This is a genomic window from Holdemania sp. 1001302B_160321_E10 (genome assembly GCF_015552275.1).
In the GTDB taxonomy this organism is placed as follows: domain Bacteria; phylum Bacillota_I; class Bacilli_A; order Erysipelotrichales; family Erysipelotrichaceae; genus Holdemania.
In genome coordinates this window covers 35,098-50,832 of the sequence record NZ_JADNEM010000025.1, presented here as the reverse complement: position 1 = coordinate 50,832, position 15,735 = coordinate 35,098, and the positions used below count along the sequence as shown (strand labels likewise).

The following is a 15,735-nucleotide window of genomic DNA, read 5'->3' as shown; positions in this document are numbered from 1 at the left end:
AAACAGGCTGCATCAGATCGAATCCATTAAGCCGATGATGACGAAAGAACGCATTGAATTTTGGCTTATGAAATATAAAAATGGATCCGTTACAGATCCAAAATGGCAAGAAGATATTGTGAATATGCTTATCCGAGAAATCCAGGTCAATGTCCACGAAGATGGCAAATTTGATATCAAGGTAGCCTACAACCTTCAGGCTACCAACATTGACACAAAACAAAAACCGCTATTCAGCGGTTCGGATAACTTTACTATGGTGGAGCTGATCGGGCTCGAACCGACTACCTCTACACTGCCAGTGTAGCGCTCTCCCAGGTGAGCTACAACCCCATTGCTTATAAATATTAACAAATTGACAAAAAGATTTCAAGCCCTAATCTTAAAAAGGTTGCATTCAGCGCTTGATTTATTTCTTTTTCCGCCTGCTTTCCAACGATTTTATAAACTCTCGTGTCCCACCTTCATCCCTCAAAATGATGTTCCTTCTTAAACAGCTCCGCCCGCAGAACAGGCGCCTGTTCTGCACGCCTCTCTTGCCGCGCTGAACTCACAGCGCCAGCCAAGAGACAGTACAGATCAGAAACGTCCGATTTTCTTCTGCTCGCCTGCTGTTTTCCGGCAATCTTCACAATTTCGCGGCTGCGGATTGCCCGGTGCATTTCTCGTTCACCAGCCGCGCGGCCTCAGGAAATGCTTTTCCATATATTCCGCAAACCCGTCCTCATCGTTTGTTTTTTCCGTTATCTCATCCGCAATCGCCTTGGTATCCGCGCCGCCGTTAGCCATACATACGCCCCAGCCGCTGCATTCCAGCATTTCGTTATCATTGCTCATATCTCCAAATGCGATCACTTTGCTTAACGGTAACTGATTCATTTCGCAATAATGTTCCAGCGCTACCGCTTTGGAAACCCGCTGATCAGTAAATTCCAGCATTGTCGTCTGCGTCTTAAACGCCTTGAAGTGCGATGAAGGATGCTTACCGACATAGTCGACGACCTCCGCCATCAGTTCCTCCGGCATCCGAAACATGATCTTCGCATTTTCTTCCGCATAAAACTCGGAAATATCGTCCACAACGATCAGATCCGTACGGTTTTTCTTCGACGATCGCTCCGTCGCTTCATCGACCCGCAGACACATCATTTTATCTTTGACATACATAAATGGGTTTAAATCAAACGGAGCCATCAATTCCAGAATCTCTTTGATCCATTCCCTTTTCAATTTGTAATAATCATGCCGTTTCTGGTGAACTCCATCCCACAATTCAGAACCATTCATTCCGATCAACACTTCAAAATCGAAATCAAATCCCCAGTCCCGCGCCTGCTTATGCAGCTGCTGATCAATGGATCGTCCCGATGCAATGCCAAAATAAATGCCATGGGCATGCAGCCGATTGATGACGTCCTTTGCATGTTCTGTTAAAATTCGATCAGAAGTAATTAACGTGCTGTCGATATCGCAAATTACCAGACGAAAGTCTTCTATCATTGTAGTACTCCCCCTGCTCCCTGATTTCCTATTTTCTAAAAACAGCTTCTTTAACATTCTAGCAGAATTTCAGAAAAAGTGTGAAGGAAAGACCGGATTCAAAACGAATTCCAATCAACCTTTCTGAAAAACATTATTTTTGTTTCAAAACAGGATGATTTTCAAGCAATCCGCTTATCCAGCCTGCTTTGCTTCACGCGATAGCCCCAATCTTTACTCATTCTGATTCAGTCCGCGCAGGCTCATGATTTAACTCATGAACCTTTCGCTGGCTTGCCGGTCATTTTCATGTTGAGTTCCTTGCGAATTAACGCCTCCGCCAGAACCATCACGTCAATCTGCTTTTGCAGCCGGCGAAAAGTTGCGGAAGCTTCTTCGTGCTTCACCTGCGCCGCACGGCATTTATGAAGGATGGAACCGATTGGAGCCAATGCTTTTTCAAGCTCTTCCCAACTCAATACCACAGATGGACAGGTTATGGCAGTTAATTCTGAGGAGGTCTGCCTCGGCTGATCTGGTTGTTCCTTCTGTTGTTCCTGTTGAAGCAGCAGCTTGGCAATCCGCAGCGCCGCTATTCGATTTTCCAATAAACTGTACTGCGCGCTGCCCCTGGCAAATTGGGGCTGGATTTTCTCACACCGCCGCAGGATCGAATTGATCTCATTCAGCGCACTTTCCAGTGTTTTTTCTCCCATCTTATTTTAACCTCTTTTCCCCTTCCAGTGCGATCAGATCCGCGGGATCATAACGATGACTGCCGGCTTTGCTTTTCTTCCATTTCCAGCAGCAAATGGCTTCATTCAAGCTGCAGCCCGGATTCTCGGCGAAGAAGGCGCGGATATAGGTATTGTATTCGAACTGCGGATCAATCGGAGTTTGCTTTGTTTTTTTCTCAACAAGAATCTGGGCATAAGCTTGAATCGCGTCGCCATACGTTTTGCCCGCATTACTTTTCAGCCATTTCTGAAACGCGACGTTAAACGAAAATGACGGACCGATCTTCGCTTTGAAAAAAGCCCGGTGTTTTTCGGAACAGACAAACGGAGATTCGATTGACATTTCTTCCCTCAGTGTGCCGGCGGTCTTCGGCTTGATTTTCCTCACCTTCATGATCTCAACAGGTTTGCCTTCTAAAAAACAGGCAATTCTCTCCGTCAGTTCTGATTTTCCGCCCGCCGCTGGCAATCCCGATGCCCGGCAAAAACGGACTAATTCTTCTTTCAGATAATAATGATTCCTAAACGTCGCCGCGTCCAGCGATCGATTTAAAACAGGTCTTTCCATGCTTGTTCCCTCCTTTCCTGAAATACGGATATCGTATATTCAAACAGGCATCCGGAATGCTGTTCATCAACGTTATCCGAATGCCTGTTTGCGGCGTCAGCCTGATTTCTTTTTTAATAAGCGGTAAATCATGATTAATAAAACAATTTCTACAATGTCGAAGATATACTTCAAAAAAAATTGAACAACAATATTGACCGTCACCATAAACTCTGCCATCTGGATTATGCCCCAACTTTCTTTAGCGTCATGCTTTATCCTCATTATAGCGAACAAAAACAAGACCGGCAAGTGATTTCACGCTGACCCTGCCTGCTTGGAAAAAACGATTATTCCAATTTCTCACGATGGGCTGTGATCATGGTGTAACTGTGCGCATTGATTGTAATCCGGCAATCTCCCGTCAACACATACCAGTTTTTCCCCCTGCGCTGAATCACAGCCTGCGGCGACGCGATCAACTTGCGGCACCAGGCGACGACATCTTCCTCACTGATTTGCAAGTTTCTGCGGATCCGCTCGACGCCCATCACCGTCGTATGCAGCTGATCCAGATTTTGCAGAAGTAAGTTTTCCTGCTCCATAACTGCGGTTTGCTCCATTACGATATTCCCCACACTCTGCTTCATTGAGCCTTTCTTTCCACGCCTGCCCGCTTAAGCCTGAACGATCTGAAAAATATAAAATTTAAGATAAGAGGTCTCCTCCATCGTCCAGAGAATCGGGTGATCATGATTCTGCTGGGTAACAGAAACCTGCTTCAGCGTCACGCCGGCTTCCTGCGCCGCTTCCCGCAGCATCTTTTCAAAATTGTCGATTTCCATGAACCGCGAACAGCTGCAGGTGATCAGATAGCCGCCGTTTTGAAGCAGCTTCATCGCCTGATAATTGATCCGTTTATATCCGGCATACGCCTGATGGATCGTTTTCCGGGACTTGGTGAACGCCGGCGGATCCAGCACGATGATATCGTATTGCCCAATTTTACATTGATCCAGATATTCAAAAACGTCGGCTTTCACAAATTGAATCCGGTCTTCCAGATGATTCAGTTTAGCATTCGCCCGGCCCTGATCCAACGCCGTCTGGGAGACGTCGACCGCGACGACGCTTTGAGCCTTGCCATAGGCCGCGTTTAAGGCAAATCCGCCGGTATGGCTGAAACAGTCCAGCACCCGCTGATCATGCGCCATCTGCCGCAGCAGCATCCGATTTGACTTTTGATCCAGGAAGTAGCCGGTCTTCTGTCCGTTTTCAATATCCACATTTAATTTCAGGCCGTTTTCCTGGATCACCGTCGTCGTCGGCAGTGACACGCCGCCCCAGAAACCCTTTTCCATCGGTAAGCCTTCCTTGCTTCGAACCTGAATATCATTGCGTTCATAGATTCCCTGAATCGTCTGGCCCTCCTGACGCAGCGTCTCCAACAACAAGTCGTAGATCATCGGTTTAATCTTTTCCATACCGTAAGCGCTGATCTGCGTAACGAGTATGTCGTTATACCGATCCACCGTCAAACCCGGCAGCTGATCTGCCTCGCCGAAAATCAGGCGGCAGTTGGTAAGATTCGCCGCTTCCACCGTTTTTCGGAAAGCATAAGCAAACTGGATCCGCTGTCTGAAAAAATCCCGGTCGATCACTGCCTGCGGATTTTTCGTCAGAATCCGCACGACGATATGACTGGTTTCCGAGTAAAAACCAGTTCCCAGATAGCGGCCGCCTTCCGTTGCAATATCCACCGGCGCTCCGTTTTCCGGATGTCCCTCAATTCTGATCAGGTTATTGCGGTACATCCACATCTGTCCTTTATCCAGCCATTTTTCGCCCTCTTGCGAAATGATTACTTTTGCGTAATTTCGATCCATCATTCAACCTCGTCTTCTTCTCTTTCTGCCTTAGTATAGCATAAATTCAGCCGCTCTTTGGGATAAGTTGATGTTTCTTCGCCATTGGGAACTGATTAATGCGCTATTCCGCGCTCTTTGGCTATGGTTCAATTTTCATCAGTTCCGATTGATTCGCGGCTGCCTTTTGATCGCTGGAAAAACGTTTCAAATGCCAGGAAAAGCGCAAAATAAAAAATTGGAGAACCAGCCTCTTTCATTTCGGTTTCCCGTATGAATCAAGGTCAGCTCTCCAACTTGATTTTCGAATGGTGCGCCCAACAGGACTCGAACCTGCAACCTTTTGAATCGGAATCAAATGCGCTATCCAATTGCGCCATGGGCACGTAACGTTATTATTTTACAATGGGAAGCGCATTTCGTCAAGCGTTTAATCGGACGCTGAGACTGATTTCCCGCAGTTTTCCGATTTTCCAGCTTCCCCTTGCCCCTTTCATTCGCAGCGCTTGTCCCCACCGCATTCTTCTTAAAAGCAATCCCCGTTCAGAAACGGCAGGCATTTCAACAAAAGCTGCCTTCGTTTCTTTCCTTACGCTTATCCCCTTCAGCAGTTTTGCTTGTCAGCGCTCTCGCTTCGTTTTATGATAGACTTAAAGAAAACAAAAACCCGTTGCCGATCAGTCAGGAGGGACATGTTTATGAACGAATCGCCGATCAAAGAACAATATACGAGCTCAAAGTCACTCATTAATGATCTGATCCGGCTTACCCGCAGCGATCAGTATATCTTCCGCGGCGTCAGCCGGCGGATTGAATTAAATCCTTCGATCTGCCGCAAATACGACCGGGAAACACAGACCCTCGTCAATCTAAAAGATCAGGAATTCGCACTGCTTCATGCTTTCCGTCAGCAGGCCTCCAACCTGTTATCCGGCACGATGGAAACGCTCGATTATGTTGCCTGTGCCCAGCATTACGGCATCCCGACCCGGCTGATCGACTGGACCTGTAATCCCTTTACCGCGCTATACTTTGCGCTGGCGGAAAATAAGCAGCCCGACAACGGGGAGTATGAATTATTCGTGCTGCCGCTCAGGGAACAAATTATCATTCATCGCTGTTATTCGCCGATGAAGGAAGCAGATCCGGAGTTTATTGAGGAATATGCCGCATTCCTGAAGCTGCTTCGTGATAAAGCCCGGTTTCTTTCTTTAGTTCAGAAACGAAACGCCGCGTTAAACGCACTGAAGATCGCCGCTGACGATCCTCATCCCCAAGGCTTGATCATCTATAACGGCAGCTTTAGCAATGCCCGGCTGATCGCCCAGGCCGGGTTGTTCTCCATCCCCTCTTCCATTGAAGGTGATGAAGCCGCAGAAGAAATTCGCCGCCGCGCCCGCTGCATTTCGATCCAGCTGTCGGATAAAGAACGCCGGGAAACGCTTGGTTTCCTGGACAACATGGGTTATAACAAACAGCGGCTGTTCCCCGATCTTCAGAATCTCTGTGATTCCATCGTTACTCAGGCCTTGCAAAAGCAGGCTGGAATTGAGTGAAACTTTCCGTTTCCATAAAAAATACCAGGGTCTCCTTCCTGGATAAGGAAGAAGATCCTGGTATTTTTCTATTTGTGGATAATTTCAGGCTGTGGATTCCCTCACTCTTTCCGGCTCAAAGCAATGATCCCGATCATTGTTAACAAGATGCCGGAATCCTGACTCATTCTTTCCTATAATTCATCCTCGCCGGTTTCCGTATAAGCCTCCATCGCTTCCGGATCAAACAAGCCGACCTGCTGCCGGCCGATCTCGATCAGGCCTTCGCTCAGTTTGGCATCGCCTTGAAACATCCGGCGCGAAATCAGTTCCATCAACATTCCCAGATTTAAGCCATAATACAATTTCAGACCTGGCTTCTCAGCCACGGCTTCCATCGCCACGTTAAACGGCGTACCGCTGAACAGATCGGTCAGAATGATGATTTGATCCTGCTTTTCCAGTCTTTCCAACGCTGCACTCAGCCGCTTTTTCAAATCTTCCTTATCTGATTCTGCCGGAAAGTCAAGCGCTTCATAAGCCGGCTGAGAACCCATGATCAATTCCAGCGCCGAGGTGATGCCGGTCGCGAAATGACCATGTCCCATCACAATAATTCCTGTGCTCATTTTTTTCTCCCGGTTTATTCTTCAGGCAGATGCGCCAGCTCTTCTTTAAACGGATTTACATTCGTATCAATGTTGGTATCCTTCGCCCCCTTGGCGGCGACAAACTGGAAAGGAACTGTCAGCATGATCGGCGCCAGATATTTGTTTGCTTTGACGCTGAATACCAGATCCCGCTTATCCGACGGGGCCTCCTTGACCGTGATCAGATGCACGCGGTCGGTGTATTTGCGAAACGCTTCCCGGAACTGTAAACAACGGTTCCACTCTGCTTCATCCGACCCCAGCATCAGGATGGTCTGTTTCGGTGTGATCGCCATCGTCGGTCCATGCGAATATTCCTCAATTTCATAGCCGATCGTCGGCAGCCGCAGCATTTCGCCGATCTTCAGCATGCCCTCTAAAGCTGAACCATAGTCGATGCCATAGCCCAGCACGTAGATTCGGTCGCTGTTGACAATCGTCGTCGCGTTGCGGTCATACCAGGCTTCACTCTCTGTTATCACCTGATCAAACTGATTGACAAACGTTTCGGTTTCCGCCAGCGCCTGACTGATTTTCTGAGCGGTCAGCGTGCCGCGAACCTCGGCGGCGGCCAGTGCCCACAGATACAGCTGCAGCAGTGTAACCGTATATCCGCGGGTTTCCGGCGGCGTTTCTTCCTTGCCGCATAACAGATGGATGACATGATCGACATGCCGGGTGATCTCGCTGTCAAGGTTCTCCGTCAACGCCACGGTCGGATAGCCTTCGCGGCGGGCCTTGTCCATGACCTCAATCGTTGAAATCGAAGTCCCGGACTGGCTGATGCCGACAAACAGAATTTCTTCTTTTTTCAGCATGCCGCTCCAATCGGCTTGTTCATAATGGGCGAACACCGTCGGATAATGACCCTGCGCCTCCAGTTTGCACAGATGCTTAAATTCATAGGCGGCAATCTGCGAAGCGTTGTAGGAGGTCCCGGAACCGAAAAACAGCACTTTTTTGATCGGCAGCTGCGCAAACAACTGACGGAAGGGCTCCACAAACTCCGCGCGGTGCGCAAAGGCAGCTCTTAACGCCCGCGGCTGATCTTTCATATAACCTAATACCGTTGGTTTTTCCATAGTTTCTTCCCAGTTCCTTTCTACAGTTTACGAACGATTTCCGCCAGATCCTCCGGCACATCATCCGGCACCATCTGAACCAGCAGCTTAACGCCGTGATCCGCCAGCCGTTTGAAGTTGTCAATATCGGCGTCGGAGAGATACAACGTCTTTTTCACATGTTGATAACCCGGCTTGCCGGACAAATTGCCAACGGTGATCTGTTTGATCGCATAACCGTCCTCCACCATCTTTAACAACGGTTCCGGCCCCGCCGCCAGCAGCATTACCCGGCTGCCTTTGTCAAGATTGCGCTTCAGCTTGTCGGAAGCCGTCAGCGCGTCCAGAATCGACAGCTTCACTTTCGCCGGACAGCCGAATTTCAGCGCTGTCTTGCGCATTTCGTCCTTTGCGATTTTATCGTCGATCACGACGATTTTTTCCACGCTGTGATGCGGTACCCAGTAGCCGCAGACCTGCCCATGGATCAGCCGGTCGTCAATTCTTACTTCAACAATCGCCATGCAGTTTCCTCCTTATGCCAAAATGCCGAACACGCCGCAGATAAACGCCACGACGACGATGATCAGGATCAGCTTCATGATGCTGATTTTCTTTTTCAGCAGCCGGTAGATCAACAGCGTTGCGCCTAACGAAAGCAGCTGCGGACAGATTTCGTCGAGATATTGCTGAACGACAACTTCGCTGCCGGAGATCGTGAAGGCAATCGGGCATTCCAGACCAATCCAGGCGGCGATCATACAGCCGATCGCAGCGACGCCGACAATTCCGGCGCAATAGGTGAACAGCTGCATCTTGCCGGATTGCTGCAGGTTCTCAAGCAGCTTGCTGCCGTTGTTGTAGCCGATCTTCAGGCAGTAATACCGGGTCAGAAAGTTCGGAATGTTGAAGGCCAGAAGCAGAATGATCGGGCCGAGAATACTGCCCTGACTGGCGAAGCTGACGCCTAATGAACAGGCGATGACTTTGAAAATTCCCCAGAAGAATGTATCGCCGATCCCGGACAACGGTCCCATCAGGGAAACCTTGACGGCGTTGATCGATTCGACATCGAAGTTCTCGTTATCATGCGCCAGCTCTTCCATCGCGACCGCGATGCCCATGACAAACGGCGAAGGGGCAACCGTCATATTGAAAGCAGCGATATGACGATGAAGCGCGGCCTTGTAGCCTTCCGGATCATCCTTCCAGATCCGCTTCAAGCTCGGCATCATCGCGTACAGGAAGCCCAAGCCTTCCATGCGTTCGTAGTTGAAGGAGCCTAACAGCGTAAAGGAACGCCAGTAGATTTGATTGAATTCTTTTTTGGACAGCTTGCGCGGATTGTCCTGCATCGACGTTGTCATTTACAATTCCTCCTCTTCCGGTTCAGATGCTGAACTGAGCTGATCCCGTTTCAGCAGGTAGATAATCCAGGCCAGCGCGACGGAAACCGCGGCCACGCCGATCATCGACATGCCTAACCAGGCGGTCAGCGCGAAGCCGATAATCAGATAAGGAATCAGGTCCTGTTCCAATAACAGGTTCATCAACAAGGCGAAGCCCAGCGCCGGCAGAACTTTGGCAACCGCATTCAGACCGTTGGTCATCCAGGCCGGCAGATTGTTGACGATCACGTTGATCGCTTCATTGCCGAAGTATAAGGCCACGAATGTCAGACTAAGATAGATCAGGAAGGTCAGGATTCCGCATAACCAGTGAATCCAGATGATCTGCTTATCCTTGCCGCCCTCGTCGATCAGTTTATCGACGGTGTGCATCGGTCCGGAATACGCCGTATCCACCAACGTTTGTAAAAATTGCATCAGAATGGAAACTGGAACGCCGAAGGCCATCGCGACTTCGATGCCCGAGCCGGTTGACAGCGCAACTGCGGTGCCGATCGTCCCGCCGGTGCCGATGCTCAAACCGGCCGTCGGACCGATTGAAGCCGTCCCCATCCAGATCAGTTCCAGCTGAGCGCCGATGATCAGCCCTTCCTTCACATTCCCTAAAATCAAACCGACCAGAAAACCGGTGACCACCGGTTCGCGGAGTTTGCATTCTCCCAGCCATCCGCCTTCCAAAACGGACAAGGCTGCGACAACGCCGATCAAAGCAGCTTGCAATGCAGACATAATGATTTTTCCTCCTCCTTACAAGACTGTTGTAACTATACCAGTTTATTCATCTGGTATAGTTACTATACCACTTAATTATTTTATACACCTTCTATCCTCGGATTGCAATAAAAAAAGTGTGAAATTCACACTATTTCTTTGTTACATATTTAAACGACGTATATTCCGGCATATAATAGGCTTTCGTAAACTCAACTAAACGATGCTGTTCGTCAAATCCGAAATATTGGTAAGCGAAGACCTGCTTTTTCGGATCCGCCTCCATCACCTGCCGATAGGCGGCCGGGATTTCCTGGACTTCCATATCCGAGATGATGGTCTTGGGCATATGCCCCTGCAGCTCCATATAGGTATATAAGGAACCTTCTCCGAAGTTAAACCGCTCCGGCTGCTTAAACAGCGAGACGGGAAAGTAACAGATCTGCAGGGCATAGGGCTGATTGTCGATCCGGGAAAGCCGGATCAATTCATACAGCTGCGGACTGTCGGGAAAGTAATCACGGGTTGCTCCCTGGTTTTCAATTTGCTTAAACGACAGCACCGTCCGGGTGGACTGGAAACCGCTCTGCACCAGATTGCGGCTTAAGCTGACGTTTTCATTATCACCGAACGTTACTTTTTTTTCATTTTTTGGCAGCCGGCTGACAAAGGTGCCTTTGCCCTGGATCGAGACCAGCGTTCCTTCTTCCACCAGTTTTTTGATCGCGCTGCGCACCGTCAGGCGGTTGATTCCGTATTGCTGCGCCATCTGCCGTTCCGACATGATTTTCTCGCCCACGCGGTATTCGCCGGTGCGGATTTTCTCCAGAATGTTTTCCATCAGCTGCACATAGACTGCTTTTTCCATACTCATACCGTCGTCACGCTCCTGAACTTGAAAAAGCTGGGAATTGCGACAATCTGAAAATATTCCAGTGGTTTCATCGAATCCAGATAAGTCAGACCGGTGCTCATCAGAATCTCGGCGTCGTCTTCCACCTGCAGCAGCTGCGCTTCTTCCTCGCTGGCATGCACGATCCGGATTTCCTCTTCATTCCGGCAAATATCATAGCCGAATTGTTCGCGCAGGACACGGTACAGCGACCGGTTTTCCAGCGGCAGCGTTTCGATTCCGCGAACTTTTTCATATTCGATATAGACCTGTTCGACGGACCGCGGTTTGCCTTCCACGATCCGCAATTTTCGATAGCTGAAGATCCGGGTGGCGATCGGGATCTGAAGCTGTTCGCTGATCAGCTTATTTGCTTCGATCACCGACTGATCCAGAATCGGATAGACGTAATGAAAACCTCGGGCTTCCAAAGCCTGAGTAATTGATTCAAATTGATCCAGCTGGCGTGTGACATAGACTTCATCATTCATAATTTCACCGTTTTCCTAGTGGTTTAGTATAGTATACCACTTCTGAAAAATAAGCTCAAGCCGGCACCCTTCCCTCTTTGAGAACTGTGTTTCGCCGAAAAAACGCCGGTTTTAGAATTGTAGGGATAAAAATAAAAAACCGGGCGCATGCGCTCGGCTGTTCGACTTTTGGTGGAGCTGCGGGGAGTCGAACCCCGGTCCAGGAATAGTCCCCATTCAGACATCTACAGTTTATTCCGTTTGCTTATAAAACAGATATGTTAACGGACAAAACGATCTGAGTTTGTCTGTTGATTGTCGGGAAATCCGTCCAGACGCCGAATCTCCTTATCCTTCATTTCTGATACTGTCCGGCAACCTGAAGAAAGAATCACCGGCAGCAGCTGCAATCTCTATGCCGAGATATTAAGCAGCGAAAGCAACCTGACGGTTTCCACCAAACAGATTAGCTAAAAAAGATTTTCCAGTTATTTTTTGTTGGCTGTTAGGCAGCCGCCCCACTGCAGTCTGAATCCAACTTAGACCTGTCGAAACCATGACAACCCCAGTTGTTATGCTATAACAGTATATAGCATAAACCGCATTCCGTCAAATTATTCGCCATTGTTGGAAATTCGGTAGCCGCTCTGACGGTCAACCCGGTATTTCAGCGGCTGTCTGTCCAGATACCGCTGCAAATTTTCCAGTGCCATCGCGATCACCGTGTCGTAGGTGCTCTGTTGGTTGTAGTTACCTGAGACATGCGGCGTCAGAATCACGCGGTCATAACCCCATAACGGATTATTCATCGGCAGCGGCTCCGGATCCACGACGTCCAGAACCAGCCCGCCGAAGTGTCCCTGATCCAGCAGCGCGCACAACGCCGGCGTATCCACCGTAACGCCTCGGCCAACGTTGACGAGAACACAATCCCGACGCGTCAGCGCCAGCCGCCGCTGATCGAAGAAGTGCCGGGTTTCCGGCGTGCTTGGCAGACACAGCGCGACGATATCTGCTTGCGGCAGTTCTTCCTCGATCTGATCCATCAGCACAAGCCGGTCAACATAATCCGGACAACCGCCCGGGGTTCGCTTCACGCCCGTTACAGTACAGCCTAACGCCTTCATCCGCCAGCCAAATTCCCGGCCGATGTCGCCCAAACCGACGATCAGCACTGACGATCCTTTCAGCGAACGAACCTTTCCTTCATTTTTCCACACCCGCAGCTTCTGATTTTCCCGGTAGAGATTTAATTTTTTATAGATCGACAGCACTCCTGCCAGCATGTGCTCCGCAATCGCCGGTCCGTAAGCACCGGTCGAATTGGTCAGCAGGACATCCTGGGCCAATCCTTCTTCCTTTACATATTGCTCAGCGCCGGCGCTTTCCAGATGCAGCCAGCGCAGCGCCTTCGCCTGAGTCAGCCAGCGGTTGGGAAGATTTCCGATCACAACTTCAGCTTCCGCAAGCCGCGCTTCATCCAGCTCGTTGCGTTCGCAGAAATCAATCTCCGCCTGCGGACAAGCCGCCTGAATTGTCTCTTGCAGCGAAGCCTCGGTCGGAATGATCCAGCAAACTTTTACTTTTTCCATTGCCCAAACCTTCTTTCTGGCTTCATTGTACCTGAGCGGTTGACGCACGTCAATCATCCAGCTCGCCGATGCCGTGCTTTTCCGCATTCAGTCCCAAGACAAGCGCCGCCCTGCCGCAAACCCGCAAACGATCCGGACAGCTTCTTCTTTAATGTTTCTCTGCCGCTTCCATGCCGGTTGATTCAATCGCGCAGCGGGCGATATTGCACGTATGATCCGCCATTCGCTCCAGGTTGCCCAGAATATCGCAGAACACGGAACCCGCGACAGCCGAACTGCACTCCTGGCGGCTCATCCGGTCGAAGTGATTCTGCCGGGCCTTGTATTCCAGCAAGTCCATGTAATTCTCATCTTCCAGCAGCGCGGAATACAGCGTGTAATCCTGCGATTCATAAACTCTTACGGACTGGGCGAGCATGTGATCAAACAAGTCGAACATTTGCAGCACCTCGTCCTTCGCACCGGCGGAGAACGAAGACTGATCTTCGCTGACCATTTCGAAGAACTCGACGAGATTCACGGTCAGATCGCCGATCCGTTCCAGATTTTTGATCACCTGCAGATTGAGATTCAGGTCCGCCATTTCCTTATCCGACAGATTTTCCTTGGAGATCTGCATCAGATACTGCGTGATCTTCGCATCGAAACTGTTGATCAGTGCCTCCGACTGCAGGATCATCTCGCGGTCCTCCTCGTCGGTGCCCTTGACGAAATAACTTTTTGCTTCCTGCACCGTCTTGCTTACGACGTCGACCATTTTAAAGATCGACTTGTGGACAAGCTCCAGCGCCGAGGCCGGCAGCTCGTGAATAATCTTCTCGTCCAGATCGTCGATTTTGATATCCAGCCGCTCCGGTTCCTGCCCCGGAATCAGTTTCTTGACCAGCTGACACATCTGCTTTAAAAATGGGAAAAACAGGATCGTTGCCCCGACGTTAAACAGGATATGCGCAAAAGCGATCTGCATCATCGGCGCGATGTTCAGCATCGCCGACAGCTTTTGGATCAGCAGGATGTACGGCTGAAGCAGAAGCATGCCGATCAGGGTGCCGATCACATTGAACAACGTATGTAAGCCTGCCGTCCGTTTGGCCGCCAGACTGCCGCCGATCGCCGCGAAGACGCCGGTGATGGTCGTGCCGATATTGGAGCCGAACACAAACGGCAGCGCTGCCGACATCGACATCGCCCCCGCTTCCACTAACTTCTGCACCACGCCGATGGTCGCCGCCGAGCCCTGAATCAGCGCGGTCAGCACGGTGCCTGCCAACAATGCCAGAAGCGGCTGCCGGCCCATCATTTCCGCAAAGGCGATGAATTCCGGCATGTCCTTAAGCATCGACAAAGAATCGCCCATAATCCGCAACCCATAAAACAACAAGCCGAAGCCCATCACAATCTCGCCAACCGTGCGGCTCTTTTTCCGCTTGGCAAACGAAATCACCACGCCGCCCGCAAACACGAAGAACAAGGCGAACTGTTCAACCTTCAGGCCGATCAGAAACGCCGTCACCGTCGTACCGATGTTGGCGCCCATGACGATCCCCGCCGCCTGTTCCAGCCGCATTAATCCGGCCCGCACCAACCCGATTGTAATCGCCGTCGTCGCTGAGCTGGACTGGATCATAATCGTGACCAGGGCCCCGATCACAATCGCCATCAGCGGTTTCGACGTATATTTATCAATGTAATCCCGCAGCTTATCCCCGGCTAAGCTCTTTAAACCGTCCCCCATAAATTTGATGCCGAATAAGAACAGCCCGAAGCCGCCTAAAATCATATCCCACTGAATATCCTGTAACGTCATCCTTCCACTCCTCTCAAAGGTAAAGATACCAAGAAAAAAAGAAAATGACTGTTAAGTTTCTGTTAATTTTCCGTTAATCTGCCTTCATTCGCTGCTTTTTTACGATTTCCGTCAGAATGACTGCCTTTTTCAGGAATCGGCTTCCTGATCCGGTCTTTGAAATCCGACCGGCTGAACCGCGCCGCGCTTAGTTTTCCTCGCGCCGCCGGCTTCATTCACAGAAATCATCAATCTCTCCCACTTCTTTCAGAATTCTTAAAACGCGGGCAGGGATAGAATGTTGCGGCGCAAGCTATGCTATAATAAGACCAAGTCCTCATAGGACGGCAGAGGAGGAATATACGCATGATGTGGATTATTTTACTGGTCGTGCTCGCGGTGCTGGTCATCTGGTTTATCGCAGCCTACAACGGGTTTGTATCGTTAAAAAATAAAGTTGAGGAAGCGTTCTCCACGATGGACGTGTATCTGGTTAAGCGTTACGACCTGATCCCGAACTTAGTCGAAACGGTCAAGGGTTATGCAGCGCATGAAAAGGAAACACTGGAAAAAGTCGTATCCGCCCGCAGTCTGGCCATGAACGCGCATTCGATGGACGAGAAGATCGCTCAGGAACAGAATCTGTCCGGCTTGTTGGGCCGACTGATGGCGATCTCGGAAAGTTATCCGGATTTAAAAGCGAATGCCAACTTCATTGACCTGCAGCGTCAGCTGAAAGACATGGAAGGGGAAATCGCCAACGCCCGCAAGTATTACAACGGCGTGGTCAAGGCTTTCAACACCCGTACGGAAACGATTCCGAGCAATCTGGTCGCGATGATCTTCGGCTTCAAAAAAATGCCGCTGTTTGTCGTTAAGGATGAAGCGCAGCGCGAAAACGTCAAAGTTTCTTTCTGAATATCGCTTCCCGCGATATTTTTTAAACCTTGGCGCGATGCCGGAACCCAGTTGGGAATGCCGGCATTCGGACAGTAAGGAGT

General features: G+C 50.0%; 16 protein-coding genes, 2 tRNA genes and 1 other RNA gene. 2 read left to right on the top strand and 17 right to left on the bottom strand.

What is annotated here, in order from left to right:
* Positions 1-257: 257 nt before the first annotated feature.
* From I2D94_RS13965 to I2D94_RS13935, 7 genes are all read right to left on the bottom strand, one after another.
* Positions 258-333, bottom strand: a tRNA-Ala gene (locus I2D94_RS13965).
* A gap of 336 nt (positions 334-669) precedes the next feature.
* On the bottom strand, positions 670-1,500 hold the full coding sequence (locus I2D94_RS13960; RefSeq protein WP_195397349.1) for an HAD family hydrolase: 831 nt from the start codon (positions 1,498-1,500) through the stop codon (positions 670-672).
* Between the two features lie 254 nt (positions 1,501-1,754).
* Positions 1,755-2,195, bottom strand: a complete 441-nt coding sequence (locus I2D94_RS13955) for a hypothetical protein (RefSeq protein ID WP_195397348.1) — start codon at positions 2,193-2,195, stop codon at positions 1,755-1,757.
* A gap of 1 nt (position 2,196) precedes the next feature.
* Entirely contained in the window at positions 2,197-2,784 is a 588-nt protein-coding gene (locus I2D94_RS13950) for a DUF6434 domain-containing protein (protein ID WP_195397347.1), read from the bottom strand.
* 329 nt (positions 2,785-3,113) lie between these two features.
* Positions 3,114-3,386, bottom strand: a complete 273-nt coding sequence (locus I2D94_RS13945) for a DUF3781 domain-containing protein (protein ID WP_229056890.1) — start codon at positions 3,384-3,386, stop codon at positions 3,114-3,116.
* Between the two features lie 54 nt (positions 3,387-3,440).
* Entirely contained in the window at positions 3,441-4,649 is a 1,209-nt protein-coding gene (locus I2D94_RS13940; protein WP_072685701.1) for a class I SAM-dependent rRNA methyltransferase, read from the bottom strand.
* A gap of 288 nt (positions 4,650-4,937) precedes the next feature.
* A tRNA-Arg gene (locus tag I2D94_RS13935) sits at positions 4,938-5,014 on the bottom strand.
* Between the two features lie 312 nt (positions 5,015-5,326).
* Here I2D94_RS13935 and I2D94_RS13930 point away from each other — a divergent pair.
* The gene (locus tag I2D94_RS13930) at positions 5,327-6,184 is read left to right on the top strand and encodes an FRG domain-containing protein (RefSeq protein WP_072685700.1); all 858 of its coding nucleotides are present in this window, start codon (positions 5,327-5,329) and stop codon (positions 6,182-6,184) included.
* A gap of 173 nt (positions 6,185-6,357) precedes the next feature.
* Here the strand turns inward: I2D94_RS13930 and I2D94_RS13925 are convergent, their stop codons facing one another.
* The 10 genes from I2D94_RS13925 to I2D94_RS13880 all read right to left on the bottom strand — a co-directional run bounded on the left by I2D94_RS13925 (position 6,358) and on the right by I2D94_RS13880 (position 14,755).
* Positions 6,358-6,792: a PTS sugar transporter subunit IIA gene (locus tag I2D94_RS13925; RefSeq protein WP_072685699.1), complete on the bottom strand. Its 435-nt coding sequence runs from the start codon at positions 6,790-6,792 to the stop codon at positions 6,358-6,360.
* A gap of 14 nt (positions 6,793-6,806) precedes the next feature.
* Positions 6,807-7,895: an SIS domain-containing protein gene (locus I2D94_RS13920; protein WP_195397346.1), complete on the bottom strand. Its 1,089-nt coding sequence runs from the start codon at positions 7,893-7,895 to the stop codon at positions 6,807-6,809.
* 20 nt (positions 7,896-7,915) lie between these two features.
* Positions 7,916-8,398 (bottom strand): PTS sugar transporter subunit IIB, encoded by a 483-nt coding sequence (locus I2D94_RS13915; protein ID WP_072685697.1) that lies wholly within the window; start codon positions 8,396-8,398, stop codon positions 7,916-7,918.
* A gap of 12 nt (positions 8,399-8,410) precedes the next feature.
* The gene (locus I2D94_RS13910; protein ID WP_072685696.1) at positions 8,411-9,241 is read right to left on the bottom strand and encodes a PTS system mannose/fructose/sorbose family transporter subunit IID; all 831 of its coding nucleotides are present in this window, start codon (positions 9,239-9,241) and stop codon (positions 8,411-8,413) included.
* On the bottom strand, positions 9,242-10,012 hold the full coding sequence (locus I2D94_RS13905) for a PTS sugar transporter subunit IIC (RefSeq protein ID WP_195397345.1): 771 nt from the start codon (positions 10,010-10,012) through the stop codon (positions 9,242-9,244).
* A 133-nt stretch (positions 10,013-10,145) separates the two neighbouring features.
* On the bottom strand, positions 10,146-10,868 hold the full coding sequence (locus tag I2D94_RS13900; RefSeq protein WP_072685694.1) for a GntR family transcriptional regulator: 723 nt from the start codon (positions 10,866-10,868) through the stop codon (positions 10,146-10,148).
* On the bottom strand, positions 10,865-11,377 hold the full coding sequence (locus I2D94_RS13895; protein ID WP_072685693.1) for a GntR family transcriptional regulator: 513 nt from the start codon (positions 11,375-11,377) through the stop codon (positions 10,865-10,867). Before I2D94_RS13895 ends, I2D94_RS13900 begins: the two co-directional genes overlap by 4 nt.
* A 169-nt stretch (positions 11,378-11,546) precedes the next feature.
* Positions 11,547-11,923: a transfer-messenger RNA gene (ssrA, locus tag I2D94_RS13890) on the bottom strand.
* A 47-nt stretch (positions 11,924-11,970) separates the two neighbouring features.
* Positions 11,971-12,948, bottom strand: coding sequence for a D-2-hydroxyacid dehydrogenase (locus tag I2D94_RS13885; RefSeq protein ID WP_195397344.1), 978 nt, complete (start codon positions 12,946-12,948; stop codon positions 11,971-11,973).
* Between the two features lie 148 nt (positions 12,949-13,096).
* The gene (locus I2D94_RS13880; protein ID WP_195397343.1) at positions 13,097-14,755 is read right to left on the bottom strand and encodes a Na/Pi cotransporter family protein; all 1,659 of its coding nucleotides are present in this window, start codon (positions 14,753-14,755) and stop codon (positions 13,097-13,099) included.
* 345 nt (positions 14,756-15,100) lie between these two features.
* Here I2D94_RS13880 and I2D94_RS13875 point away from each other — a divergent pair, with 345 nt between their 5' ends.
* A complete protein-coding gene (locus I2D94_RS13875) occupies positions 15,101-15,652 on the top strand; it encodes a LemA family protein (RefSeq protein WP_195397342.1) in 552 nt (183 codons plus the stop codon).
* Positions 15,653-15,735 lie beyond the last annotated feature (83 nt).

Excerpts from the sequence above, each read along its gene's own strand:
- I2D94_RS13960 (WP_195397349.1), bottom strand. The coding sequence starts at position 1,500 with ATGATAGAAGACTTTCGTCTGGTAATTTGCGATATCGACAGCACGTTA.
- I2D94_RS13955 (WP_195397348.1), bottom strand. The coding sequence starts at position 2,195 with ATGGGAGAAAAAACACTGGAAAGTGCGCTGAATGAGATCAATTCGATC.
- I2D94_RS13950 (WP_195397347.1), bottom strand. The coding sequence starts at position 2,784 with ATGGAAAGACCTGTTTTAAATCGATCGCTGGACGCGGCGACGTTTAGG.
- I2D94_RS13945 (WP_229056890.1), bottom strand. The coding sequence starts at position 3,386 with ATGGAGCAAACCGCAGTTATGGAGCAGGAAAACTTACTTCTGCAAAAT.
- I2D94_RS13940 (WP_072685701.1), bottom strand. The coding sequence starts at position 4,649 with ATGGATCGAAATTACGCAAAAGTAATCATTTCGCAAGAGGGCGAAAAA.
- I2D94_RS13930 (WP_072685700.1), top strand. The coding sequence starts at position 5,327 with ATGAACGAATCGCCGATCAAAGAACAATATACGAGCTCAAAGTCACTC.
- I2D94_RS13925 (WP_072685699.1), bottom strand. The coding sequence starts at position 6,792 with ATGAGCACAGGAATTATTGTGATGGGACATGGTCATTTCGCGACCGGC.
- I2D94_RS13920 (WP_195397346.1), bottom strand. The coding sequence starts at position 7,895 with ATGGAAAAACCAACGGTATTAGGTTATATGAAAGATCAGCCGCGGGCG.
- I2D94_RS13915 (WP_072685697.1), bottom strand. The coding sequence starts at position 8,398 with ATGGCGATTGTTGAAGTAAGAATTGACGACCGGCTGATCCATGGGCAG.
- I2D94_RS13910 (WP_072685696.1), bottom strand. The coding sequence starts at position 9,241 with ATGACAACGTCGATGCAGGACAATCCGCGCAAGCTGTCCAAAAAAGAA.
- I2D94_RS13905 (WP_195397345.1), bottom strand. The coding sequence starts at position 10,012 with ATGTCTGCATTGCAAGCTGCTTTGATCGGCGTTGTCGCAGCCTTGTCC.
- I2D94_RS13900 (WP_072685694.1), bottom strand. The coding sequence starts at position 10,868 with ATGAGTATGGAAAAAGCAGTCTATGTGCAGCTGATGGAAAACATTCTG.
- I2D94_RS13895 (WP_072685693.1), bottom strand. The coding sequence starts at position 11,377 with ATGAATGATGAAGTCTATGTCACACGCCAGCTGGATCAATTTGAATCA.
- I2D94_RS13885 (WP_195397344.1), bottom strand. The coding sequence starts at position 12,948 with ATGGAAAAAGTAAAAGTTTGCTGGATCATTCCGACCGAGGCTTCGCTG.
- I2D94_RS13880 (WP_195397343.1), bottom strand. The coding sequence starts at position 14,755 with ATGACGTTACAGGATATTCAGTGGGATATGATTTTAGGCGGCTTCGGG.
- I2D94_RS13875 (WP_195397342.1), top strand. The coding sequence starts at position 15,101 with ATGATGTGGATTATTTTACTGGTCGTGCTCGCGGTGCTGGTCATCTGG.